Origin of the sequence: Pseudomonas sp. PSPC3-2 (genome assembly GCF_049897085.1) — a bacterium.
Taxonomy (GTDB): Bacteria; Pseudomonadota; Gammaproteobacteria; order Pseudomonadales; family Pseudomonadaceae; genus Aquipseudomonas; species Aquipseudomonas paraveronii.
Genome location: NZ_JAFCVO010000002.1, coordinates 363,781 through 387,065, shown reverse-complemented (window position 1 = coordinate 387,065; position 23,285 = coordinate 363,781). Strand labels below are relative to the sequence as shown.

Annotated in this window: 20 protein-coding genes and 1 pseudogene; 11 read left to right on the top strand and 10 right to left on the bottom strand. The window is 59.6% G+C overall.

Annotated elements, in window-relative coordinates; translation table 11 throughout:
* Positions 1–241 precede the first annotated feature (241 nt).
* Positions 242–628, bottom strand: a complete 387-nt coding sequence (locus ACP7CJ_RS06660) for a TIGR03067 domain-containing protein (protein ID WP_276193198.1) — start codon at positions 626–628, stop codon at positions 242–244.
* 381 nt (positions 629–1,009) lie between these two features.
* Between ACP7CJ_RS06660 and ACP7CJ_RS06655 the strand changes: the two genes are divergently transcribed.
* Positions 1,010–2,353, top strand: coding sequence for an LPS O-antigen chain length determinant protein WzzB (locus tag ACP7CJ_RS06655; protein WP_426099894.1), 1,344 nt, complete (start codon positions 1,010–1,012; stop codon positions 2,351–2,353).
* Positions 2,354–2,613: 260 nt separating this feature from the next.
* Entirely contained in the window at positions 2,614–3,513 is a 900-nt protein-coding gene (gene lpxO / locus ACP7CJ_RS06650) for a lipid A hydroxylase LpxO (protein ID WP_276193196.1), read from the top strand.
* Between the two features lie 18 nt (positions 3,514–3,531).
* On the opposite strand, the gene ACP7CJ_RS06645 is transcribed toward lpxO, so the two are convergent.
* Positions 3,532–3,705, bottom strand: coding sequence for a hypothetical protein (locus ACP7CJ_RS06645; RefSeq protein WP_426099893.1), 174 nt, complete (start codon positions 3,703–3,705; stop codon positions 3,532–3,534).
* A gap of 25 nt (positions 3,706–3,730) precedes the next feature.
* Positions 3,731–4,216, bottom strand: a pseudogene (locus ACP7CJ_RS06640) (DNA polymerase ligase N-terminal domain-containing protein); the annotation flags it as partial.
* Positions 4,217–4,468: 252 nt separating this feature from the next.
* Here ACP7CJ_RS06640 and ACP7CJ_RS06635 point away from each other — a divergent pair.
* Positions 4,469–4,786 (top strand): hypothetical protein, encoded by a 318-nt coding sequence (locus tag ACP7CJ_RS06635; RefSeq protein WP_426099892.1) that lies wholly within the window; start codon positions 4,469–4,471, stop codon positions 4,784–4,786.
* A gap of 22 nt (positions 4,787–4,808) precedes the next feature.
* Complete coding sequence (locus ACP7CJ_RS06630) at positions 4,809–5,966, top strand: PQQ-dependent sugar dehydrogenase (RefSeq protein ID WP_426099891.1); 1,158 nt, start codon at positions 4,809–4,811, stop codon at positions 5,964–5,966.
* Between the two features lie 36 nt (positions 5,967–6,002).
* Here ACP7CJ_RS06630 and ACP7CJ_RS06625 read toward each other — a convergent pair whose 3' ends face one another.
* On the bottom strand, positions 6,003–6,482 hold the full coding sequence (locus tag ACP7CJ_RS06625; RefSeq protein ID WP_426099890.1) for a DUF1348 family protein: 480 nt from the start codon (positions 6,480–6,482) through the stop codon (positions 6,003–6,005).
* Between the two features lie 53 nt (positions 6,483–6,535).
* Positions 6,536–7,099 carry a TetR/AcrR family transcriptional regulator gene (locus tag ACP7CJ_RS06620; protein ID WP_426099889.1) on the bottom strand — a complete coding sequence of 188 codons (564 nt, stop codon included), beginning with the start codon at positions 7,097–7,099 and terminating at the stop codon, positions 6,536–6,538.
* A gap of 124 nt (positions 7,100–7,223) precedes the next feature.
* Here ACP7CJ_RS06620 and pssA point away from each other — a divergent pair, with 124 nt between their 5' ends.
* Both pssA and ACP7CJ_RS06610 read left to right on the top strand, forming a co-directional pair.
* Positions 7,224–8,567: a CDP-diacylglycerol--serine O-phosphatidyltransferase gene (pssA, locus tag ACP7CJ_RS06615; protein ID WP_426099888.1), complete on the top strand. Its 1,344-nt coding sequence runs from the start codon at positions 7,224–7,226 to the stop codon at positions 8,565–8,567.
* A 246-nt stretch (positions 8,568–8,813) separates the two neighbouring features.
* Positions 8,814–12,164, top strand: coding sequence for a hypothetical protein (locus tag ACP7CJ_RS06610; RefSeq protein ID WP_426099887.1), 3,351 nt, complete (start codon positions 8,814–8,816; stop codon positions 12,162–12,164).
* Here the strand turns inward: ACP7CJ_RS06610 and efeO (ACP7CJ_RS06605) are convergent.
* From efeO (ACP7CJ_RS06605) to efeU, 4 genes are read right to left on the bottom strand one after another with little or no spacing between them, the layout of a single operon-like run.
* Positions 12,161–12,979: an iron uptake system protein EfeO gene (efeO, locus tag ACP7CJ_RS06605; protein WP_426099886.1), complete on the bottom strand. Its 819-nt coding sequence runs from the start codon at positions 12,977–12,979 to the stop codon at positions 12,161–12,163. The two genes, ACP7CJ_RS06610 and efeO (ACP7CJ_RS06605), sit on opposite strands and share 4 nt — an antisense overlap.
* Before the next feature lie 15 nt (positions 12,980–12,994).
* A complete protein-coding gene (gene efeB / locus ACP7CJ_RS06600) occupies positions 12,995–14,299 on the bottom strand; it encodes an iron uptake transporter deferrochelatase/peroxidase subunit (RefSeq protein ID WP_426099885.1) in 1,305 nt (434 codons plus the stop codon).
* Between the two features lie 14 nt (positions 14,300–14,313).
* The gene (gene efeO / locus ACP7CJ_RS06595) at positions 14,314–15,516 is read right to left on the bottom strand and encodes an iron uptake system protein EfeO (protein ID WP_426099884.1); all 1,203 of its coding nucleotides are present in this window, start codon (positions 15,514–15,516) and stop codon (positions 14,314–14,316) included.
* 10 nt (positions 15,517–15,526) lie between these two features.
* On the bottom strand, positions 15,527–16,372 hold the full coding sequence (gene efeU, locus ACP7CJ_RS06590) for an iron uptake transporter permease EfeU (RefSeq protein ID WP_426099883.1): 846 nt from the start codon (positions 16,370–16,372) through the stop codon (positions 15,527–15,529).
* Between the two features lie 167 nt (positions 16,373–16,539).
* On the opposite strand from efeU, the gene ACP7CJ_RS06585 reads away from it, so the two are divergent.
* The 3 genes from ACP7CJ_RS06585 (at position 16,540) to ACP7CJ_RS06575 (ending at position 21,197) form a co-directional block, all read left to right on the top strand.
* Positions 16,540–17,583, top strand: coding sequence for an AraC family transcriptional regulator (locus ACP7CJ_RS06585; RefSeq protein ID WP_426099882.1), 1,044 nt, complete (start codon positions 16,540–16,542; stop codon positions 17,581–17,583).
* A gap of 533 nt (positions 17,584–18,116) precedes the next feature.
* A complete protein-coding gene (locus ACP7CJ_RS06580) occupies positions 18,117–19,859 on the top strand; it encodes an ABC transporter permease (protein ID WP_426099881.1) in 1,743 nt (580 codons plus the stop codon).
* Between the two features lie 15 nt (positions 19,860–19,874).
* On the top strand, positions 19,875–21,197 hold the full coding sequence (locus ACP7CJ_RS06575; RefSeq protein ID WP_426099880.1) for an AAA-associated domain-containing protein: 1,323 nt from the start codon (positions 19,875–19,877) through the stop codon (positions 21,195–21,197).
* A 24-nt stretch (positions 21,198–21,221) separates the two neighbouring features.
* Here ACP7CJ_RS06575 and ACP7CJ_RS06570 read toward each other — a convergent pair whose 3' ends face one another.
* Positions 21,222–21,509 carry a hypothetical protein gene (locus ACP7CJ_RS06570; protein WP_426099879.1) on the bottom strand — a complete coding sequence of 96 codons (288 nt, stop codon included), beginning with the start codon at positions 21,507–21,509 and terminating at the stop codon, positions 21,222–21,224.
* A gap of 283 nt (positions 21,510–21,792) precedes the next feature.
* Here ACP7CJ_RS06570 and ACP7CJ_RS06565 point away from each other — a divergent pair, with 283 nt between their 5' ends.
* Both ACP7CJ_RS06565 and ACP7CJ_RS06560 read left to right on the top strand, forming a co-directional pair.
* A complete protein-coding gene (locus ACP7CJ_RS06565; protein WP_426099878.1) occupies positions 21,793–22,740 on the top strand; it encodes a hypothetical protein in 948 nt (315 codons plus the stop codon).
* Entirely contained in the window at positions 22,730–23,119 is a 390-nt protein-coding gene (locus tag ACP7CJ_RS06560; protein WP_426099877.1) for a hypothetical protein, read from the top strand. Before ACP7CJ_RS06565 ends, ACP7CJ_RS06560 begins: the two co-directional genes overlap by 11 nt.
* Positions 23,120–23,285: the final 166 nt, after the last annotated feature.

Here is a 23,285-nt window from a genome sequence, read left to right as displayed (position 1 = left end):
AGGAAAGTATTAATATCTCGCATAAGAACGCCGGTTTGTTAGATGTGTTTGCTCGCACGAACATCATCAACCAAATCGGCGTTCTTGTTTCTGTGTTTCCCGAGATTCCGTGAAGAACCAAAAAAAAGCCCACCGGGGGAGGCGGGCCAAGGGATTCACTGGAGTAGGTAGGCTTCACCCTATAGACCCGAAAGTGAAGGTCTTGTGAAAATCCCATGGCAAGTTCAGATGGGCGCGGGGCTCAGGATCGACGCACGAATGTACGCATTGTCTGCCCGGGGCCGGTGCTGAATACCCACGGTCGCGGCATGCCTTCATCTGCTGCAATGAACACAAATTCGTCTCCTTCCAGGCGGTAGCTGGCCGGCAGTGCCTTGCCCGCGTCGTCACCCATGGCATCGATCCACGTGATGCTTTTGGGGTGGGTGGCGCTGTCCAGGAAGAATCGGCCGGCCAATAGCCGCTCGCCATCAATGGTGAGCACTTCAAAGTGGTCGCCGGTAATGATGGTGACTGCACCGGGCGCGCTGTGGGCGTCGGGAGGGTTGAGCACGCCGCTGTCTTCGAGCGCGATCTGCTCCCATGTGCCCTGCAGGGCGTGGTAGTCCGGGTCGGAAATGGATGTCATACAAATTCCTTTTTGTTGAGGCTTAATAGGTGATAGCGCGACCGAATGGTCAGAAAAAGCCCGGTATGCACAGGTTTATCTGTCGGAATTGTCGTGTTATCAGGCTTTTATCTCGATTTTTTCGTGCGCCAGCAGCTATTTAACAAACTTTTGACTACTCTTGTGACAAGAAAATTCCTACTCGATGAACGCCGGTGGCAATGATCGCTTTTGAAGGGAAACAAACTTTAATTGCGTGGGATTTTTCGTCCGGCTGAGTGGTCAGATAGCGATTGGTAGGCCTGCTCTGTGGGCTTCAGGGCGTTGTCCCTGATCCTTTACTTGATTTTCAGGTTTTTGGCGGTGATGGCCGTTTAGTATCATTTTTAAGGTGCTTTCATTTTGAATCGAACGTCCCCGCATACTGCTTCTAGCTCTTCAGATGAAATCGACCTGCTTGAACTGTTTCACTCGATTTGGCAGCAAAAAAAACGGGTAGTGGGGTGTACGGTTCTGGCAGGCGTGCTTGGAGTCGGCTATGCCTTCCTGGCGCCGCGCACATATGAGGTCAGCAGTGTCTTGCGCCCGGCGGCGATCAACGAACTGGATGCATTGAACCGTTCCGAAGTCTACAAACTGCCACCGGCCGATGCGTTGTCGAAAGTGGGCGCGCAGTTGGACTCTTATGAGGCGAGGCTGGGCTTTTTCAAATCCCATGAGCAATTGTTCACCGCGTTCCAGAAACCTGGGCAAAGCCTGGAGCAGTCTTTTGAAGACTTCAACCGCAACTCGGTCAACTTGATTCTGCCGGACCCGAAGAAGGCCGACTCGTTGAGCAGTTATATCCGACTGGAGTTGCAGTATCCGGCCGATGTGGACGGTGTGGCGATTCTGAACGGCTTTGTCGACTACGCCATTGCGGCGGAGCGCGAACAGGTCGGTGCAGACCTCAAGGTGATCGTCAATAACCGCCTGAATGAACTCAAAGGCAAGATTGACGCCGCGCGCGCCAACTACGATACCGATAAGGAATCGAAGATCGCTAAGTTGTTGGAAGATGACCGCCTCAAGCGCGCCCAGTTGCAAGATGAGCTCAGTGCCCTGCGCCTGCAGATGAAAATGGAGCGTAACAACCGCCTGGCGGAATTGTCGGAAGCCATTGCCATCGCCAAGTCCATGGGGATCAAGACACCGACTACGCCGTCTTCCATGGCTGATGCTTCGCGAGGGGGCTCGAGCCAGGTGATGCGTACCGAAGTCAACAACCAGAAGATCCCGCTCTACTTCCTCGGCACCGAAGCCCTTGACGCCGAGCGCGTTGCGCTACAACAGCGGACCAGTGACGACTTCACCAACCCTCGCGTCGCCGAGATCGGCAAGGAGTTGCAACTGCTGGAGGTCAACCGTGAGGTTGAGGTGCTGCGCAAGCGTGGGAATGAAGACATATTCCTGCAGGATGTTGAACCGCTTCGTGCCGAAGTTGCGCGCTTGCGCAACCTCAACATCGACATGAGCAACCTCAAGCTGGTCACCGTCGACCGCCGCGCCCAAGAGCCGTTGGCGCCGATCAAACCGAAAAAAGCCTTGGTGATCGCCTTGAGCCTGGTCGCGGGGTTAATCCTCGGCTTGCTCGTCGCACTGGTCCGCCATATTGTGCTGGCCCGGCGCGAAACCTTGCCTTGTTCGACCTTGGAAGACGGGCGTTTTTCCCGTCGTGAGCGCAAGGATGACCAGCCGCTGCTGTAACGTTTAACGCGAGAGGGCTTGTCCCATGACAAGCCCGCATGTCCCCCTCCAAATACAATCAGTAGACAGCTTTTCACAATTCTTAGTTAACGTTTTGTTACAAACTGTGGCTAAATATTGGGTGATGGCTATGTGCCGGACGGTTATCCGTCGGTCGTGCCGCCTGTATTTGAATTGTGATTTCATGTGCTGCTATCCAACCTCGGCCGTTGTGGGCACGCAGGAGCAGCCGGTTTTCTTCTGACTTGTGACCAAATCCATTGAAACTTATCATTGTTGTCCTCTACGTTACCTCCATTGCGTATGTCCACCTGCGTGGCCGGGTGCGGCATAAACTGAGCCGCCAGCTTAGCGATCACTCCACGTTCCTGGCGCCCGTCAACTGTTTTCTCTACCTGTTCTCCAAGCTGCGCAGCCGACCGTATCTCTCACCCAGCGACTTCCCAGACCTGAGTCCACTGCAGGAGCATTGGGAAGAAATTCGCGAGGAAGCCCGGAATCTGATGCAGGCGGGCGCGATCAAGCGTTCGGACCGATACGACGACGTGGGTTTCAACTCGTTCTTCAAGTCTGGCTGGAAGCGCTTTTATCTGAAATGGTACGGCGACAGCCACCCCTCGGCGATGAAGCTGTGCCCGCGCACCACCGAGTTGCTGCAGAGCATTGGCTCGGTCAAGGCCGCGATGTTCGCGGAGCTGCCACCGGGCTCCAAGCTGGTGCGCCACCGTGACCCTTACGCCGGCTCCTATCGCTACCACCTGGGCCTGGACACCCCCAACGATCCGGGGTGCTACATCAATGTGGATGGCGAGAATTACTCCTGGCGTGATGGCGAGCCGGTGATGTTCGACGAGACCTATATCCACTACGCGGAAAACGCCACCCAGAAAAACCGCATCATTCTGTTCTGTGACGTCGAGCGGCCGATGAAGTACCGCTGGGCGGCCGCGTTCAATCGCTGGTTCAGCCGCACTGTCGTGGCGGCTGCAGGCTCGCCCAACGACGCAGGCGACAAGACCGGCGGCCTGAACCGAGCGTTTACCCGCTTGTACAAAATCCGCCTGCGCGGCAAGGAACTCAAGAAGCGCAATCGCACGCGCTACTACCTGGAAAAGTGGGCGATCTTCGCGGTGTTTGCGCTGATCTTCATCCTGATCTGAGGCTCGAAGCGGCGCGACTCACTGCGGTGGCGTCGCGCCCAACGTGTCCCACATCTTCTTGCTGAGCGTCTGCCGATTGGCATAACCCGCCCACGGGTTCTCCTTCAAACCCTGCAACCGCTGTTGCAGGTTGGCGACCGTCCACTGCTGGGCGCCACGCAATCCCTTCAACTCATCGCGACTGACCGGCACCGGCACCGACACCGGCAGGCCCGGGCGTGGGCCTGGCGTTCCCCACGCAGGTACCGCTGAGCACGCTCAGGGGCTGGGCTTCGGTGATGTCGTAGTCGCTGGCCGGGCGGGCGTGCCGGTCCTTTTCCTTGATCAGCAGCCACTGTTCCTTGTCGCCGTTGCCTTTGAGGTGGGTGCGTACCAGGGCCCAGTCGCCTGAGAGCTTTTCGCCGACGAGGGTGAATTCCAGTTTGCCGGCGGCGTAGGTGGTGTGTGGGTCGTCGTGGGGTTGCCAAATGCCGCGGTCCCAGACGATCACATCGCCGGCGCCGTATTGGCCGGCCGGAATGCGGCCTTCGAAACTGCCGTAGCTCAAGGGGTGGTCTTCGACCTGCACCGCGAGGCGTTTCTGGCTGGGGTCGAGGCTGGGACCCTTGGGCACGGCCCAGCTCTTGAGTACGCCATCGAGTTCCAGGCGAAAATCGTAGTGCAGATTGCGCGCGTCGTGCTTCTGGACCACGAACGTCAGCGCAGGCTTACGCGCTTCGCTGGATTCCACGTCTTCGATCTTGCCTGCTTTGGCCTTCTTCATAACCAGAACCATGATGTTGTCTTGAGTAAAGGCTGTGTTCCGTTGACTCGCAGGGCTCGGCGAAAGTTTCGGCGGGCGGATACCCAGACAGAACCAGTTACATCTGATGAGAAACTATTTAGTTACCAAAGCCGAACCCAAAGCGTAGCGTGGTATCGAAAGCACGTATTCCTCGTCCTAAGAGGCTTTGTCATGAACACCCGTGTGCGACATCTTGCAGCGTTGGCGCTAGGCCTGGTGCTTTGCGCCAGTGTCCAGGCGCAAAACCTGCCCGGCAGCAATGACGCCAACAATAGCCCGATCCACCGCGCCAATCCCAACAGTATGCAGGGCACCCAGCCCAATGCGCCGGCGGTTCGCGGCATCCAGACCGGGCCGGCCACGCGCACGCCGACCCTGGAAAACGGCGGCATCGGCAATCGCTATCCGCAACGCGAGGCCGCGCCCAGCCGCCCCGCGACCGAAACCAAAGCCCCCACGGTTGACGCCAACGGCAATCGCCGGCCTTGAGTGCCGGTAAGGACCCCGTCTTATGTTTCTACGCAAAACCATGCTCGCCGCGTGTTGCGCAAGCACCTTATTGCCGCTGACGACGGTGTATGCCGCCCAGGCCCAGCAATTTCCCAGTGAACAAGGCAGCATCAGCGCCACGCCGATCGCCATAGGCCTGGATCACCCATGGGCTGTGGCGTTTTTGCCGGACAAACAAGGCTTTCTCGTCACCGAGCGTCCCGGCCACCTGCGGGTCGTCAGCCCGGACGGCAAGTTGTCTGCACCGCTGACCGGTGTGCCACAGGTCTGGGCCAAGGGCCAGGGCGGATTGCTCGATGTGGCGCTGTCGCCGGACTTCAAGCAGGACCGCCTGGTGTACCTGTCGTATGCCGAAGGTGGCGGTGAGGGCGGCACGGCTGGCACCGCGGTTGGCCGCGGGCGGTTGGCGGATGACCTGAGCGGTTTGCACGACTTCAAGGTGATCCTGCGCCAGGAGCCCAAGCTCTCCACCGGCAATCACTTCGGCTCGCGCCTGGCCTTTGACCGTGACGGCTATCTGTTTGTCACCCTGGGTGAAAACAACGACCGGCCCACCGCCCAGGACCTGGACAAGCTGCAAGGCAAGGTGGTGCGGATCTACCCGGACGGCCGCGTGCCGGATGACAACCCCTTTGTCGGCCAACCGGGCGTGCGCCCCGAAATCTGGTCCTACGGCCAGCGCAACCCGCAGGGCCTGGCGCTGAATCCGTGGAGCGGTACGCTCTGGGAAAACGAGCACGGGCCGCGTGGCGGCGATGAAATCAACCTCATCGAGCGCGGCAAGAACTACGGCTGGCCCTTGGCGACCCACGGTATCAATTATTCACTGACGCCGATCCCCGAGGCCAAGGGCAAGGCGGTGGAAGGCACCGTGGCGCCACACCATGTGTGGGAGAAATCCCCGGCAATCAGTGGCATGGCGTTCTACGATGCAGACCGCTTCAAGGCGTGGCAGCACAATCTGTTCATTGGCGCACTGGCCAGCCAGGAGCTGATTCGCCTGCAGTTCGATGGTGACAAGGTGGTCCATGAGGAACGCTTGCTGGGAGGTTTGAACGCGCGGATTCGCGACGTGCGGCAGGGGCCGGATGGCTTTTTGTATGTGTTGACCGATGAGGATGATGGGGTGTTGTATCGAGTGGGCTTGAACCAGGATTGAGCAATAAGCCGCAAGCTTCACGCTTGCGGCTACAGGTTAGAGTCCCAACTCCGACAGCCCCGGATGATCATCCGGGCGCCGCCCCAGCGGCCAGTGGAACTTGCGCTCGCTGGCCTTGATCGGCATGTCGTTAATGCAGGCAAAGCGGTTGGCCATCAAGCCGTGCTCGTCGAACTCCCAGTTTTCATTGCCGTAGGAGCGGAACCAGTTGCCGGAGTCGTCGTGCCATTCGTAGGCATAGCGCACCGCGATGCGGTTATCGCTGAACGCCCACAACTCCTTGATCAACCGGTAATCCAACTCCTTGGCCCATTTGCGGCTGAGGAAGTCTTTGGCTTGTTCACGGCTGTAGGCAAATTCGGCGCGGTTACGCCACTTCGTGTCCAGCGTATAAGCCAGGGACACCCGTTGCGGGTCGCGGGAGTTCCAGCCATCTTCGGCCAGGCGGACTTTTTCGATGGCCGACTCGCGGGAAAACGGCGGCAGGGGCGGGCGTGTTTCTGCTTGGGATGGCATTAGGCAGCTCCTTAAAACAATAAAAGTTGATCGAAAGTGCGAGGCCTGTGGGTTTAAAGTCCCAATACCGTTCGTGCCATGCATTGCGCCGTATCCGCCGTGGTTGCATCGCCCGTCACCAGGGCCACGGTAATCGCGCCATCGATCAGGATCAGCAGTTGCGCGGCCTGCTGTTGCGGATCGGGCGTGCCATGGGCTTGACACAGTTCGAGCAGGTACTCGAAGAGTGTGTGTTTATGCGCCTTCGCCAGCAGGCGTACCGGGTGTTGCGGGTCGCCGGTTTCGCCGCTGGTATTGATGAACGCGCAGCCGCGAAAGTCCGCCGAACCGAACCAGGCCTTGAGTGCGCTGAACAGTGCGAGCAGGCGCTCGCCGCTGTCTTCACTGCGTTCCACCTCGGTGCGCAGCCAGTGCATCCAGCGCGCGTCGCGACGTTGCAAGGCGGCGATGACCAGTTCGTCTTTATTGGCGAAATAGCGGTAGATGCTTTTTCTCGAGACACCGGCGGTTTTCACCAGGAGGTCCATGCCGGTGGCGGCGATGCCATGGCGATAGATCAACTTCTCGGTAACGTCGAGAATGATGTCGCGGGTTTCGTTGTGATTTATATCGTTCATGCCGAGAACAGTAGAACGATCGTTCTTCTTGGTCAATCGGTATTTTCCATGCCGCGCAACGAGACCTGAGCACCCCCATGGTGTAAGCTCTGGACCTCTTCGGATTCGACCCATTGCGAGCCTTATGCCGTCGTTCTTCAAACGTTCCCTGTTGCCCAAACTGCGCGGTTTCCCACTCTCCACCGAGGCGATTGAGGTGCTTTCCGGCGCCGCTGCGTTTCGCCGTTGCCTGCTGGAGAAAATTCCCCAGGCCACCCGGCGTATCTACATCGTCTCGTTGTACTTGCAGCAGGACGAGGCGGGGCAGGAGATCTACGACGCCTTGCACGCGGCCAAGGCGGCACGCCCGGAGCTGGACATCGTGGTGGTGGTCGATTGGCTGCGCGCTCAGCGCGGGTTGATCGGCGCCGGTAAACAGCCGGGCAACAGCGCCTGGTACCAGGCCATGACCCAAAGCCATGCCACTGAGGTGCCGGTGTACGGCGTGCCGGTGCAGACCCGCGAACTGTTCGGCGTATTGCACCTCAAGGGCTTTGTGATCGATGACAGCGTGCTGTACAGCGGCGCCAGCCTGAACAACGTGTATTTGCACAAGTTCGACAAGTACCGCTTCGACCGTTACCACCTGATCCACAGCGCACCGCTGGCGGATTCGATGCAACACCTGGTCGAGCACGGGTTGATCGCGTCCAAGGCGGTACATCGCCTCGACTTGCCCAACCCGCCGACCACCCGCAGCCTGCGCAATGATATCGGCGACCTGCGCAGTCGCCTCAAGCACGCTGCCTACGACACCACGACCGGCCTGTTGCCCAACGGCCACCTGTCGGTCAGCCCCTTGCTCGGTGTCGGTAAGAACAACCCCTTGAGCCGGGTGATCCTCGAACTGATCGCCAGCGCCCAGCACCAACTGACCATTTGCACGCCGTACTTCAACCTGCCGCTGCCGGTGACCCGGGAAATCAACCGCGCCCTGGCGCGCGGGGTGAAGATCGACATCATCGTCGGCGACAAGACGGCCAACGACTTCTACATCCCGCCGAGCGAGCCGTTCAAGGTGATTGCGGCCCTGCCGTACCTTTACGAAATCAGCCTGCGCCGCTTCGCCAAGCGCCATCAGCCGATGATCGACAGCGGCCAGTTGAACCTGCATCTGTGGCATGACGGCGACAACACCTACCACCTCAAAGGCATGTGGGTCGACCAGCGTTATACGTTGCTGACCGGCAACAACCTCAACCCGCGCGCGTTCCGTCTTGATCTGGAAAACGCCTTGTTGATCGATGATCCCAAGAGCGAGTGGCTGGAGCCACGACGGACCGAGCTGGCGCAGATTTTCCAGCACACCACGCGCATCGACGGTTATCAGCAGTTACAGACCCTGGTGGATTACCCGCAAGCGGTCGGCAAATTCCTGCGTCGCGTCAGCCGGGTGCGGATTGAGCGGTTGCTGTATCGCATTCTGTAACACGGGGATCGCGCAACGAACTCTCTTGCTGCCTTCAAAGCCTTGAGAGTTCGCCTACACGCAACTGTGACCCAGGCGGGTATGTTTTCTCTCGACAGTTCTTAAGGACAAGAACTCTTGCCATTCACTGGTAGAGAGGAACTAGAAATGTCACCCGTCTCCCCAATTCTTCATGCCCATCCCTCAAATGTGCCGTCGCTGACTGTCGCGCCAGCGCCGATTAGCGGCCCTGTCCCCGAGACTATTGTGCGCACCCGACGCGCGGCGGCGCCCGATCTACCGGCCATTACGGGCCCACAATGGACCTTGCCGCCGGCGCCGGTAACGTCGGCGGATGCCGATCGTCAGTTACACACCGCGTTGATTTCCTCGGCCTTGCGTCAGTTGCCGGACTCGACCGTCCCGATTCCCCATGGCGCCACGATTTATGCAGGTTTCGATGCCCTGCGCAGTGCCTTCAATACTGCCCAAATGCGGGCCTGGATCACCAGCAAAGGGCTGAGCCTTGATACCGTCGTGGTGAAACCGGACTCGATCAGTGGTTGGGTCGTCGATAACGGCGTAGCGACACAAAAGACCTTCACGTTGAGCGACACGTCCGGCTGGTGGCAGGTCAGCGCCAGGTTGCGCGCTGCGGCAGCCGCCTTGGATGTGACCGGCAACGGGCTCGCGTATGTGCATCCAGAGAGCGAAGGCTTGTCGCGCAACACGGTCTTGCACGGGTACGACGTCACCCCGCCGAACACTGCCGATGAACTGGGGGCGGTGCGCCATTCGCTTTCGACAGCGGACTGGTCAGCCTTGTCGGCGCAGGTAAAAGGGCGTCTGGAACAACGCACCCTGACCGCCAGAAAAGCCATCGACGTCATGGACGAACGTGTGCATCTAGCGGGCAGCTTGAGTGACCTCGTGCGTCACCTATCCGATGAGGACGAGGTGCTGCTGTCCGGCGTGCAAACGCCGATCAGCTACACCTCGTCGCTGGCGATTGACGGCGCCGACAAGGCGGCGGTCAGCGAGGTGCTGGCGTCCCATGGGTTGCCGGTGCCGAAGACGGCGCGGGAGGTGCGCAACATCCTGCGCTGGCTCGACGCTGCGCTGCCGCCGGCGCCGGCCCTGGGCGATTACGCGCCATTGATCACGCGCCAGTGGGCTCCTGGGGTATTGTCCGACGCCGATAAACGTTTCGTGGCTGAGTTGAGCGATGACGACACTCCTGGCAATAAGCCTGCGCTGAACCTGTTGCGTGTCCTGGATATCCGCGGGGTGCTTGCGCTCAACACCGCCGGTACCTTGCGTGCTGACGCCGATCGCTTCCTTGACGAGGTCCTGAGCAGCCCCGTGGTGTTGAACTGGGGCAGGGCCGTGGCGCGTAACCGACATTTCCAGGGCGCGTCCGGCGCCGATCAACTCTCGACGCTCGAAGCCAAGCAGTGGGTGCTGGCGGCCATCATGCTGCAAATCGATCCCGACGCCCCGGGGCGCCCTGGGACGGTTGCTGGTTATGACATCTATCAACCTGCCAACAATGGCCGGACGCTGACCTCGGTGCGCACCGATATCGAAACGCACCTGTGGAAAAAAACCGCGCTGGACCCCAAGGTCGCGCCCCTGTTAGCGCACCTGTTTCTGGCCGCTGCCGCCCCCGAGTTTCTGCTTCGGGATGTTCCATCCACGCTGCGCATGGGCTCCGCGGAATGGGCGGACTTGCGCCTGGGGGTGACCTTTGCCGAGCGTCAAGGCGGCACCGGGAGCTCGCGCGCGATGAGTTACCAGGAGGTCATGGCGCTTGCCCGGTTGGATCCGCGCAATGCGCACGAGGCGGCAGTATTGGATAACCACGGTGTCGATGTATTGCTGGACTGGGGCCTGATGCAGGGGATCTACGCCAAGACGGCAGATGGTCGCTATACAGGGCAGCACTACCAGCAAGCCCGCGAAGCCTTTCAGGCCCAGCGCGAGCAACTGCTGCAAGCCCTGATGACGTTCAAGGCACCGCTGCCGACACGCCGGGATCAGGCGACTGCAAATTTGCAGAAGGTTTTCCCGGCGCTCAGCGGCCCACAGTTGCAAGCGTTGAAGGTCCACATTGCGGACCCGGACGAGCGCCGTAACATGAAGGTGTCGGAACCCAAAACCCGTTCGCTGATCGAGACTTATATGACCGGCGATCTGGTCAGAGACCGCTGGATGTTGCTGGACGCAGACATTCCTGGCGTCGTTGGCGGCGCAAGAACGCCCTTTTCAAACGCACGCCCCAGCCGCGCCGAACAAGCCGCCATCGTAAAAAACGTGCGCGCCTTGAATGCCAAGATCAACCGCTTGCCGAGTCTGCCGGGGCAAGTGGCGAGTGAAGTCGACACCTACCTGGGAAAGCTCAAGCAAGGGTTGGGCACCACCACCAAAAGGATGCTTGCGAACTTGCCCCTGGCTGATCGCCAGGCCCTGGAATATGGCACCGTCGAGCTGTTTGCCCTGCGCGAACACGTCGACGGGGTGCCCACGCTGGATCAGACATCTGCGCAAATCGAAGAGCGCCGAGGGCGCAAAGGCACGCTGATCCGCTGTGACTACAACGGGGTGATCAGCTACTTTGAAGTGTTCCCGGCCAAGATGCTGATCGTTAAGCGTGAGGATTTGCCCGACCAACTGACGCTGGGTGGCACCCTCCAGGAGACGCAGCGAACCTATGGGCGTTGGGCGCCCTCGACGGTTCGGTTGCAAAATGGCGCAGTGGAACCGTTCGATTTCACCGCCTACACCTGCGACGCCTTGCCCCGGTCGGGCGTGTCGTCCCCCGGCATCATTATCGACCGGTTGGGTGACACCTTGCCGGCCGCCCCTGCGTCCGCAGATGGCAGCGTCCAGGCGGCGGTCCCGAACAGCTTTGCGTCGCCGCGCAGCCAAGCGATTGTCGACCGGATCATGCAGGGCAATTTCATTCATCACCGCGACAGTGTGCTCAAGTATGCCCAGGGCCAATTGCCCCTTGAGCAACAGCGGGAAGTGTCGCAACGCAACGACAGCATTTTGCTGAGTATGATTCCGTTTGTCGGGGCCGTCGTGGACCTGGCCAAGGGCAATGTCATCGAGGGCACGCGGGGGTTGTTGATCGATACTGTCGGCGCGTTTCTAGGCGGCGCAGGGGCGTCGGTGCGCGCGTTGGTCAAATCCACAAAGGCGGTTGCGCCCTTTGGCGCCAAGGCTTTTCGCGTGGCGGAAAAGGGGGTGACCGTGGTCAGCGCGTTTTTGAATCCGATCGATGGCGCTGCCGATCTGCTGGTCAATGGTGCAAAAGGCGTGCTCGCCTTGCCCCATGTGTTGAGCCACGCGCCGAATGTCTCGGCGTTCGCGAACATGCTTGTGGCGCAGGAAAAGCTCCGCGCCTTCTTTGGCGTGCGAGCGGCGTTGGATCGTTCCACGGCGACCCCCAATGGCTCGCCGCAGGCCACAGCTCATCAAGGGCACAATCATGGCGTGCCGGTTCGAGCGGTGCAGGCGGGCGAGCATTGGTACGCGGTCAATCCGCAGAACGGCTTGGCGGTCGGTACACCGCTGGACGGGTACCGACGGTTGGGCGAGGCCTCAATGGCTTAATTCAGCCCGAGTTTGCCGCGCAGGGTCGACAGGTCTTCGGCCAGGGTATTGACCGGGCCCACCAGGGCTTTGCGGTCGTTTTCCTTGACCTTGTCATAGGTCTGGAAGCCGCCATCCGGGGTCTTGTACTTGGCCAGGATCTTGTCCACGCTGGCGAAGTTCTTATCGACCTTGGCCAGGAAGGCCTTGTCCTGTTTCTCGATCTGGCCGCGGAACAGATCGACGATTTTCTTCGCACCGTCGATGTTGCCCTGGAAGTCATACAGGTCAGTGTGGCTGTAGCGGTCTTCCTCGCCTGAGATCTTGGTGGCGGCGACTTCTTCGAGCAGGGCTGCGGCACCGCCCACGACTTTTTCTGGCGGGAAGGTCAGGCCGGCGACCCGGGCCTGCAGGTCTTTGACGTCTTTGTTCAGGCCGTCGGCCAGGGCGCCGAGGCCTTGGGTGGTGTTCTCGGCGAACAGGCTGTACTCGATACGGTGAAAACCGGTGAAATCATCGGCCTTCACGCCTTTTTCGTGGTCGTCGACACGCGAATCGATAGAGGCATCGAGGTCGCTGAACAGCTCGGCGATCGGCTCGATGGCCTCATAATGTACGCGGGTCGGCGCATACAGCTTCTTGGCGGTGGCCAGGTCGCCTTTTTTCACGGCGTCGGTGAACGCCTGGGTCTGGGTCGCCAGCTCAGCGATTTGTTCGGTGACGTAGATCTTGTAGTCCGACACCGGGCCTACCAGGTCCAGCGGCGCCGTGGCGGCGAAGGCAGCCAGGGGCGAGAGGGTGATTAACAACGACAGTGCGAGAGTCGACTTCTTCATGGGACGGTTTCCGCTTTAAGTGTTGGCAGGAGGTTGAACGTGCGTTGCAGCAAGTAGCGTGCGCCCGATGAAATCCTTCGGTCCCGTCGCACCCGGCAAGGTGAAGAAATACCCGCCGCCGACTGGCTTGAGGTACTCCTCCAGGGGCTCGCCGTTGAGCCGGGTTTGTACGCTGATAAAACCTTTCTCCAGGTCAGCCTGGTAGCAGATAAACAGCAGCCCCATGTCGAGCTGACCGTTTTTGTTGACGCCGTTGGAGTAGTTGAACGGCCGGCGCAGGATCAGGTTGGCCTGGGTCTGCGGGGTGCGCGGGTTGGCCAGGCGGATATGCGCATCGAGCTTGGTCAGCTTGCCTTGCGGGTCTGTGCTGTAATCGGGCACTTGGGCTTCGTGCTGGCCACCCATGGGCGCGCCGGTGGGCTTGATGCGGCCGATGATGCTTTCCTGTTCCTGCAGCGGCGTGCGGTCCCAACGCTCGACAAAATTGCGAATGATCCGCACCGCCTGGTAGCTGCCATTGGCGGCCCAGGCCGGCTCGTCGCTGCCGGGCTGCACCCAGACAATCTGGTCCATGGTCTTGGCGTCGTTGGAATTCGGGTTGGCCGAACCGTCACGAAAACCCAGGAAGTTGCGCGCACTCTGCGCGGGCTCGCCGGGGCGGGCGGGCGCCTGCGGCGGCACGCTGCCTTCCTGCTTCCAGCGCACCAGCAGCAGGTCGGGCAGGTTTTTCACGATGTCGCGCAGGGCGTGGATATTGGTGTCCGGGGTGTTGGAGCAAAATTGCAGGCTCAGGTCGCCGTGGCACTGCGCCGCTTCCAAGGCATCGTTGGGGAAGCCGAGCATGCGGATCAGGCGCTTGGGCTTGACGGCGCTGAGGCCGAAACGCTCATCGAACAGCGATTCGCCGACCGATACGGTGATGGTCAGGTTATCCGGCGTGACCACCGGGCCGAGGATGCCCGAATCGGTGGGCGGCAGTTTCGGGTCGACCTGCGGCACGCTGCCGCCCGTCATCAGGAAGCTGATCCGTTCGTTGAGGGTGCGGAACAACCGCTCCAAATCCTCGCGATCACTGGCCAGGACATCAAAGGCCACCAGCATGCCGCAGGCCGGACGCGGGGTGACGATGCCGCTCTGGTGCTTGCCGAAAAAATCGTGATGGTCCTGGGTCTTGTCGCTACGCGGTGCGGTGGTCACTTGCTCGGCGGCAGCGGCCATGGCCGGGCAGCTCAAGGTGCTGCCGGCAATCGCGGCGCCGGTGGCGGCCATGCCCAGCAGGACGCGGCGGCGTTGAAGGTCTAACGGTTGTGAATCACTCATGTGTGCGCTCGTCTTTACTGCAGGCCGGAGAGGCCAAGGGCGGGGTCGATTCCATCGAGTGCGGCGGCCAGTGCCTTGGCCTTGTCGGCGATCTGCTTGCGCTGATCGGCGGTAACACGGTCGTAGCGGCTGAACTGGCCGTCGACTTTCAAACCATTGAGCTGCGTCTCGAACGCTGCAAGGGCCGTGTCGATGGTCGGCAACAGGTCGGCGGCGGACTTGCTCAGCAGCGGACGCATCAGGTCCACGACCTTGCGCGCAGCGTCCAGGTTGGCGGCGAAACCGTTCAGGTCGATATGGCTGTAGCGTTCTTCCTCACCACTGGCGGCGCGCACGTCGGCCAGGCTGTTGAGGTTGCGCACCACAATGCTCACCAGTTGCTCCGGTGGCAGCGACTGCGCCAGCAACTGTTGCTTGAGGCTGCTGACGTCGTTCACCAGGCGCTGCGCCAGCGGGGCCAGGCCATCGAGGCTGCGTTGCTGGAACAGGCTGTATTCGAGGCGGTGGAAGCCGCTGAAGGACGGGTCCTGCTCACGCTTTTCGAAATAATCGGCACGGGCATTGATCGCGTTATCCAGTTCCGCCAGGCGTTGCGACGCTGCGGCGAGGCGCTGGTAAGCCTCGCGGGCCGGCACGTACAGCGCCTGAGCCTGGGCCAGATCACCCGCATCGATCGCTTGCTGCAAGGCGGTCACGGCCTTGACCAGTGCGTTGCCCTGGCTGCTCAGGTACACGCGAAATTCCGACAACGGACCGATAAACGCCACCATCGACGGCTTGGCCTGGGCTTGGGCGTCGGATTCCGCCGTGGGCGTCACATGCAGGGTGCCGCGCGGGTTGCTTAACAGGCCGCAGGTGATTGCATAGTCGCCCGGCAACAGCTTGGCATTGATCACCTGGCTCAGGCCCGGCGCGATGTTTTCGCGTTCTTCGAGCACCAGCACGCCGTCGAGGATTTCCCATTCCACCGCGCGGTCGGAGCGGTTGATGATGCGAAAGCTCGCGCGCCCGGCGGGAACGGTCAGCGCGTTGGGTTCGCAGGCGTGGCCATGAATGGTCACAACGATTTCATCGTGATGGGTCTGGCGCTTGGCTGCGGCCATTTGCGAGGCGTAGTAGAACAGGCCACCGGCGGCGATCATCACGACCACCGAGCCGGCCACCGCCCAACGTAAGGCGCGGGGCGGCGAGGCCGGTTGAGGAGTTGGGTTGGACAAGAGACAGTCCTTACTGGTGGGGAACGGAAGAGGGCGCGGCGACCGGCTTGGCGGGCGCTGCGGGCAGGAAGAACATCACCAGGGCCACCACCAGGTAGATCAGGTAGGCACCCAGGGCACTGACGGTCGGCGCGTCCTGATAGCCGAACATCCCGGCCAGCACCGAACCTACCGGGCCGTCCATCGGCAACGTGGCGCTGACATCGAACAGCACGGTTTGCAGGTGGTTCCACACGCCGGCTTCGTGCAGGGCCTGCACTGAATTGGCGAGGATGCCGGCGGCCACCACCAGGATGAACAGGCCGGTCCAGCGGAAAAACGCGCTGAGGTTCAGGCGCATGCTGCCGCTGTAGATCAGGAACCCGACGATGATCGCCAGCACCAGGCCGAGCAGGGCACCCAGCGGGGCGCCGGGGCCTTCACTCTGCTGGAACACCGCCAACAGGAAGAACACGGTTTCCAGGCCTTCGCGGGCCACGGCGAAAAACACCATCAGGATCAGTGCGGCGACCTGATGCCGCGAGCCGGCCAGGGCATGGTCGAGGGATTCGTGCAGTGAATGCTTGATTGACCGCGCGACCTTGCGCATCCAGAACACCATGGAACTGAGAATGCTCACGGCGACCAGGCCGACCACGCCTTCGAACAATTCCTGCTGTTTTTGCGGGAATTCGGCGCTCATCAGTTCCAGGCCGCCGCCGACCAGCAGGGCCAGGGCGGCGGCAAGGAAGACACCGATCCACACGGCGGGCATCCACTGGCCACGGCCGGTTTGTTGCAGGTAACTGGCAATGATGCCAACGATCAGTGCGGCTTCAATGCCTTCGCGCAACATGATGAGAAAGGGGACAAGCATTCGGCACCGAAGGGTCACTAGACAGGAAGCGAATTTGTAACATAATGATACGCATTGCTAAACAAGAAACATTAGCTTTTGCTGAACGGCGGCTGAACGGTGGTGGCAAAGCTCAAGCGCCCTTATGATGCACGCCACCTTTTGTACCGTTGGATTGCCCCACACCCATGTCGGAAAAAGACACCATCTCCATCCATCTGGTGCGCGAAGCGCTGTTGCAGAGCTGCGCGCCGGGGGCGGCGACCATTGAGGCGTTGAGCAAGGTGGGCATTGCTCCCGAGCTGCTGCTGCAGCCCGGCGCACGTGTCTCGGCCACGACCTACGCGCGGCTGTGGCGGTTGCTGGCGCGGCGGTTGGACGATGAGTTTTTTGGCATGGACCCGCGCCCGCTCAAGTCTGGCAGCCTGGCGTTTCTGTGTCGGGTGGCCATGGCCCAACCGACGGTGGCGGCCGGGCTGGAAACCTGCTTGGCGTTCCTGTCATTGATGTTCGAGCATTTGCCTGCCCAACTGGTGCGCCAGCAAAGCCTGGCGGAAATCGTGATGCTCGAAACCGAGCCCGATCCGCGCCGAGCGTTCAGCTATTTCACGTATTGGATGATCGTCCACGGCGTCGCCTGTTGGCTGGCGGGACGGCGTATACCGATCCTGGCCATCGAACTGCGCTGCCCACAGCCGGATTTTTGTGACGATTACCGGGTGATGTTCTCCGACAACCTGCGTTTTGACCGGCCGCGCACCCGCATGATTTTCTCCGCCGATTGCCTCGATCTGCCGATCAAGCGCAGTGCCGAAGAACTCAAGCGTTTCCTTGGCCACGCGCCGGCCAACATCCTGGTCAAATACCGCGACCCCGACAGCCTGGCCACCCGCATCAAGCACGACCTGCGCCAGATGCCGCCCGACACCTGGCCGGAAACCGACGGCCTGGCCGCCAGCCTGTGCATCTCCGCCTCGACCCTGCGCCGCCGCTTGGCGGAAGAGGGGCAAACGTATCAGGGGCTCAAGGACAGCGTGCGTAAGGAGTTGGCCATCGTCTGGCTGGCCGAGCCGCAGATCAGCTTTGCTGAAATCGCGACGCGACTGGGATTCGCCGATGCCAGTTCGTTCTACAAGGCATTTCGCAAATGGGCGGGGTCGAATCCGGGGCATTACCGTAGCCTGATTCTCAATGACGACAACCAAGAAGCGTCCTCATCGAAAAGCGTCTGACAGGGGTTGGAATTCGCAGCGGAGCTTTTTTTCCAAACATCAAGCATGCCCCGCACCTGTCCACGACAGCTCAATAATTCTCAATAAATTACATAATTTTTATGAATTTGTAACATTTTGATACGTATAATTGGCCCGCGAAAAAGCGCTGCATTGGCCTCTGAGTCGATTGCAACTTCAACACGCATGCTAATGGAATGATGGCGTTTTAACGCTGCCAGCCCGAATACGAATTTCCACCCGCCAAGGAGCATCCTGCCATGGATCCTGCCTATTCTCGGTGGGTCACGCATAGAAAAGCCAAACGTAATATAGCCGGTGCACGGTGTTTACTCCGTAATCTGCCTTACTGAGTAAGCGGGGCGCTTCTGCTTCTGCCTTTAGCATTTGTTTGTGTGACCTCACTCCGTCGTTTTGCCCATCCTCAAGAAGGTTGATTTGACTGCCTGCCTGGCAGCCTAGGCGCTGGCGCTCAAAAATGCGTTGGCCTGTGGTCATGAGTTCCCCTCAGAACGCTGTAGGAATCACTGAACATGAATAAGGTATTCCGTCACTACATCCCGGCTACGACGCTGCGGTTACTGCCCAACCGCTGGGATTTGGTTGCACTGCCGATGGTGATCGGCTTCTTGCTGTTTTTCTCGATAGGCGCACGGGAAACCTGGGCGCCTATCTCCTCTTTGCAGAGTGAAGTCATCTCACTCGACCCGGCCAACCTGCCCGAATATGCGATGCGCACCACGCTGCGCATGCTCGCCGCGATGGCGGCGTCCCTGGTGTTCACCCTACTTTATGGAACGCTGGCGGCCAAAAGCCGGCGAGCAGAGAAGCTGCTGGTGCCCGTACTGGACATCCTGCAATCGGTGCCCGTGCTGGGCTATATCTCGTTCACCGTGACGTTCTTCCTGCTGCTGTTTCCAGGGCGAGTGCTCGGCGCTGAATTCGCGGCCATTTTTGCGATCTTCACCAGTCAGGCCTGGAACATGACGTTTAGTTTCTACCAGTCACTGCGCATGTTGCCTCGTGACCTGGAAGAAGTGTCCAGCAACCTGCAACTGTCCGGCTGGCAAAAGTTCTGGAAGCTCGACGTGCCGTTCGCCATTCCGGGGCTGGTCTGGAACATGATGATGAGCATGTCCGGCGGTTGGTTCTTCGTTGTGGCGTCCGAAGCCATCACGGTTGGGGACAAGACCGTGATGCTGCCCGGCGTGGGTTCGTACCTGGCGATCGCCATCCAGCAGCAGGACCTGCATGCCGTGGGCTACGTGATTCTGGCGATGATCGCGGTCATCCTGATTTATGACCAGTTCATGTTCCGGCCATTGGTGGCCTGGGCCGACAAGTTCCGCATGGAAAACACCGCGTCTCAGGCTGGCTCACCGGAGTCATGGGTGCTGAAGTTGATCCAGCGCACCCGGCTGGTCCAGCGCATCTTGCGGCCCATTACCCGGATCGTCGGGCGCATCGGCAACCGTCGCTTCAGTCTGCCGCGCTCAACGCGCACCGTAATGCAATCGAGCCCCGCCACGTCCCGGATCATCGATTGGCTGTGGGGCTCGGCGATCGCCGTGCTGACCCTGTACGCGCTGTACCACATCGCCCTCTATATGAGCAGCGAAGTGACGCTCGATGAAGTCGTCCATGTGCTCAGTTTGGGCTTGATTACCCTGGCACGCGTGGTGGTGCTGATCGTGGTCGCCTCACTGATTTGGGTACCGCTTGGCGTGCTGATCGGTTTGCGGCCGCACCTTGCGGAAAAAATCCAGCCGCTGGCCCAGTTCCTGGCTGCGTTTCCTGCGAACTTGCTGTTTCCGGTGTTTGTGATCGTAATTCTGCGTTACCAGTTGAACCCGGATGTGTGGCTGAGCCCGCTGATCGTACTGGGGACGCAGTGGTACATCCTGTTCAACGTGATTGCCGGCGCCAGCGCGTTCCCGAACGATTTCAGGGAAGTTGCCGCCAACTTCCGCATTCGCGGCTGGCTGTGGTGGCGCAAGGTCATGCTGCCGGGCATCTTCCCGTATTACGTGACCGGGGCGATTACCGCCTCTGGCGGAGCGTGGAACGCCAGTATCGTTTCCGAATTTGTTTCATGGGGACAAGACAAGGTCGTCGCCCACGGTTTGGGTGCGTACATCGCCCAGAACACGGCGGCAGGGGACTTCCCGAAAATCACGCTGGGTGTGGTGGTTATGTCGCTCTTTGTCGTGGCCTTCAATCGCGCGGTATGGCGACCGATGTACGCCATTGCTGAAAACAAACTCCGTCTGAATTAACGGGATTCGATATTCATGAATATCTATACCGAACACACCAATGCATCGCCCGAAATCTACTCGCTCAATAACGTGAGCCGGGCGTTCGGCAAGGGCAAAGAAGAGTTGCAAGTACTCAGCAATGTTGACCTGACGCTGCGCGAAGGCGAAATCGTGGGCATGCTGGGTCGCTCCGGATCGGGCAAATCAACGTTGCTGCGCATCATTGCCGGCCTGATCCAACCTTCAGCGGGCGAGGTCAGGTACAACGGCTCATTGTTGACGGGGCCGGCCGAAGGCGTGGCCATGGTCTTTCAGACCTTTGCACTGTTTCCTTGGCTGACCGTCCTCGAAAACGTAGAAGCGGGCCTTCAGGCGTTACAGGTCGAACGCAAAGAGGCACGCAAGCGCGCGCTGGCCGCGATCGACCTGATCGGCCTCGATGGATTCGAAAACGCCTATCCCCGTGAACTGTCGGGCGGGATGCGGCAACGCGTTGGCTTTGCCCGCGCCTTGGTGGTTAACCCCACATTGTTATTGATGGACGAACCCTTCTCGGCGCTGGATGTATTAACCGCCGAAACCCTGCGAACCGACCTATTGGATCTGTGGAACGACGAGCATCTGCCGATCAAGTCCATCCTGATCGTGACGCACAACATCGAAGAAGCCGTTTTGATGTGCGACCGCATTCTGGTGTTGTCGACCAACCCAGGGCGCGTTGTGGCGGAAATCAAGGTGCCATTCGCCCATCCGCGCAACCGACTGGACCCGACCTTTCGCCAAATGGTCGATGACATCTATGCGTTGATGACCGACCGGCGCAGCGCTGACGCCAGTACCGGCAAAGCCGAGCTGAAGATGGGCAGTCCGCTGCCGGAAGTCTCCACCAACCTCATGGCCGGCCTGATCGAAACCCTCGCTGCCGAACCCTATAACGGGCATGCCGGTCTGCCAGACGTCGCTGAACGGCGCCTACTGGAAGTGGACGACCTGTTCCCGATAGCTGAGATGCTGGAACACCTGGGATTCGCTGAACTCAAGGGCGCCGACATTACCCTGACTGAGGCCGGCAAGTTATTCGCCGAGTATGGCACCCAGGAGCGCAAAACCATCTTTGCCGAGCACCTGATCAAGCACGTGCCGCTGGCCGCACGCATTCGCCAGGTACTGCAGGAACGAAACGGGCACCGCGCGCCACGGGTGCGCTTCGAGCAAGAACTGGAAGACTCACTCACCGAGGCGTTTGTGGAGAAAACATTGGAGAGCGTGATCACTTGGGGTCGATACGCTGAAATTTTCTCATATGACGACCACACCGAGACGTTCAGCCTGGACGATGTTGAAGGCAGCGTGTAGCCCTTCTTTCGCCATTGCAGCGGTTCAGCGCAGGGCGGAGTAAGTCTCTGGTAGACAGATCATGGTTTTCGCCCTGGCAATTTGTGCAGGTGCATCTTTCGGCGGCCAAAGACCTTCAGCGTAATAACGCGCTCTTAGCCGCCCACGCTCTACTCGGCGACGTTCGTCTTCAAGCGCCTGCGCAGTTTCAAACCCGCGCAGGCGTTTGACTTGGAAAAGATCGCCAATCTCGCAGCGCCAGACACCGGGTAATTGACCAGGCTCTTCTTCTGTGAGCGGCGGACAACTGAGTGTCGTGAGTTCATAAAGCATCGAATACCTCGCAATTCAAGCCCAAAAGACCCAGCCCAATATTGAATGAAATACGTTAGTTGGGATGGCTGTTAGGAAGTGTCTGATGGCGATTGGTAAGCGATGAGTAGTCCATTTCCCAAATTGATCAGCGCAGTGCGAATTCATCGGGTAAATCCGCGACAGCGCTTGAGCCATTAATTAGATTACGACGCCATCTTCATTCAATCAGGAATGCACGTATGGCAAGCAATACGCCCACATCAACCGGCTCCCTTCGCCCACTGCTGCTGAGAGGTTTTTAATGTCTCAGCCTTACGCGTTCATCAATGATTGGCAACAAACCTCCGTTGAACTCAAGGCAAGATTGCGCTTGAGCCAGCACGCCGAAGCCAAGTTCGACAGGCTCAATACGCATATCCGAAACGTCGTGGTGCTGCCGGGGCAGTTGGTCATCATCGGTGATGACTCCACGGCGTTGTGCAAGCCGGAAGAGCATCTGCTGATGCAATCCGCCTGGCGTATCCGCCACAGCGTGATGGCCGAAGGGGGAGATGCCTTTGCCTTGCAAAACTACGACTTGCTGCAGAAACTGCTGGGCTACGCGTCGCTCGGTGTCGGTACGGCGGGGGATGCTTGGAATCACCACTTGAAGGCGATCGTCAAAACCCTGGAAGAAATTGACGCCCTGCATAAACAGGCGTTGCGCCGAGGCGGTGGCGCAGCGCGGGATGAGTTTTTGGCGCGTCGCCAAACGCTGTTCAAAAAACTGGAAGCACAGATGCGCGGATTCGCCCGTTATGGCACGGGTTTGCGTAATGAAGGTTCGATCAAGAAGATGTTGGGGATTTCCACCAAGAGTTATCTGCACACCGGGGAGATCAGTCGATATGCCGAGAGGATTGCGCGGATTTCCAGGGTGGCGAAAGTGCTCAAGGCAGGGACGCCGTTGGGGATTGCTTTGAGCGCTGCGTCCACTGGGCTGGAGATCAAGGAAGCATGTTCCACGGGGAGGGAAGAGCAGTGCAGGAAGGCGAAATATGTGGAAGTGAGCAAGCTAGGAGGAGGGGTTCTGGGGGGGATGGCAGGTGGGTCTATGGCGACAGCTTTATGCTTCACCGTACTACTCCCTACAACTGGGCCGGCATCATTGAGTTGCCTGTTAATCGCAGGTGGGACCTTGGGCGCGGTTGGGGGCAGTCTTGGAAGCGAGTTGGGTGAGTACGTAGGGGAGAAAATTTATGAATATTGACTACTGGCTCAATCTTCCTCTTAAGTTCTGGTTTAGTGTGAGCGTTCTGTTTGTAGCCCTTAGCATCAATGTAGTCGGCATTTTTCTGATGTATCGACGATTGGATGAAATGGAGGACCGTTTAAATAAATGCAGCCTTGTCACTTCTAACAAACAGTTCTGGGGCGATTCGATACGAGGAAGAATGATTCGGCTGTGTGCCGTCACCTCAGCGGTTGTTATGCCGTGGTGGAACATAAAGCGCGGTACTGTGGATCGGCAGCAAGTTCAGGATTTTCCTCGCGTTCTCAAGCGCTTGCTTCAGGGAAAGATCCTTGGGGAAGTACTTTTTATGACGTCTGCCATATCCAACATATTGTATAAATGGCTAACACGCTGATCAGCGACAAAAAAAGCCCCGTGATCAAACGGACCACGGGGATAACCATTGGCTGGGTGCGACCAACCAAAAGAACTCTTTACATTATTTGGCGCTGACGGGGGGAACCGCAGGCGCTGTAGGGGGCAGTTATGGGAGTTAGCTCGGTGAGTAAGTAGGAGAGAAA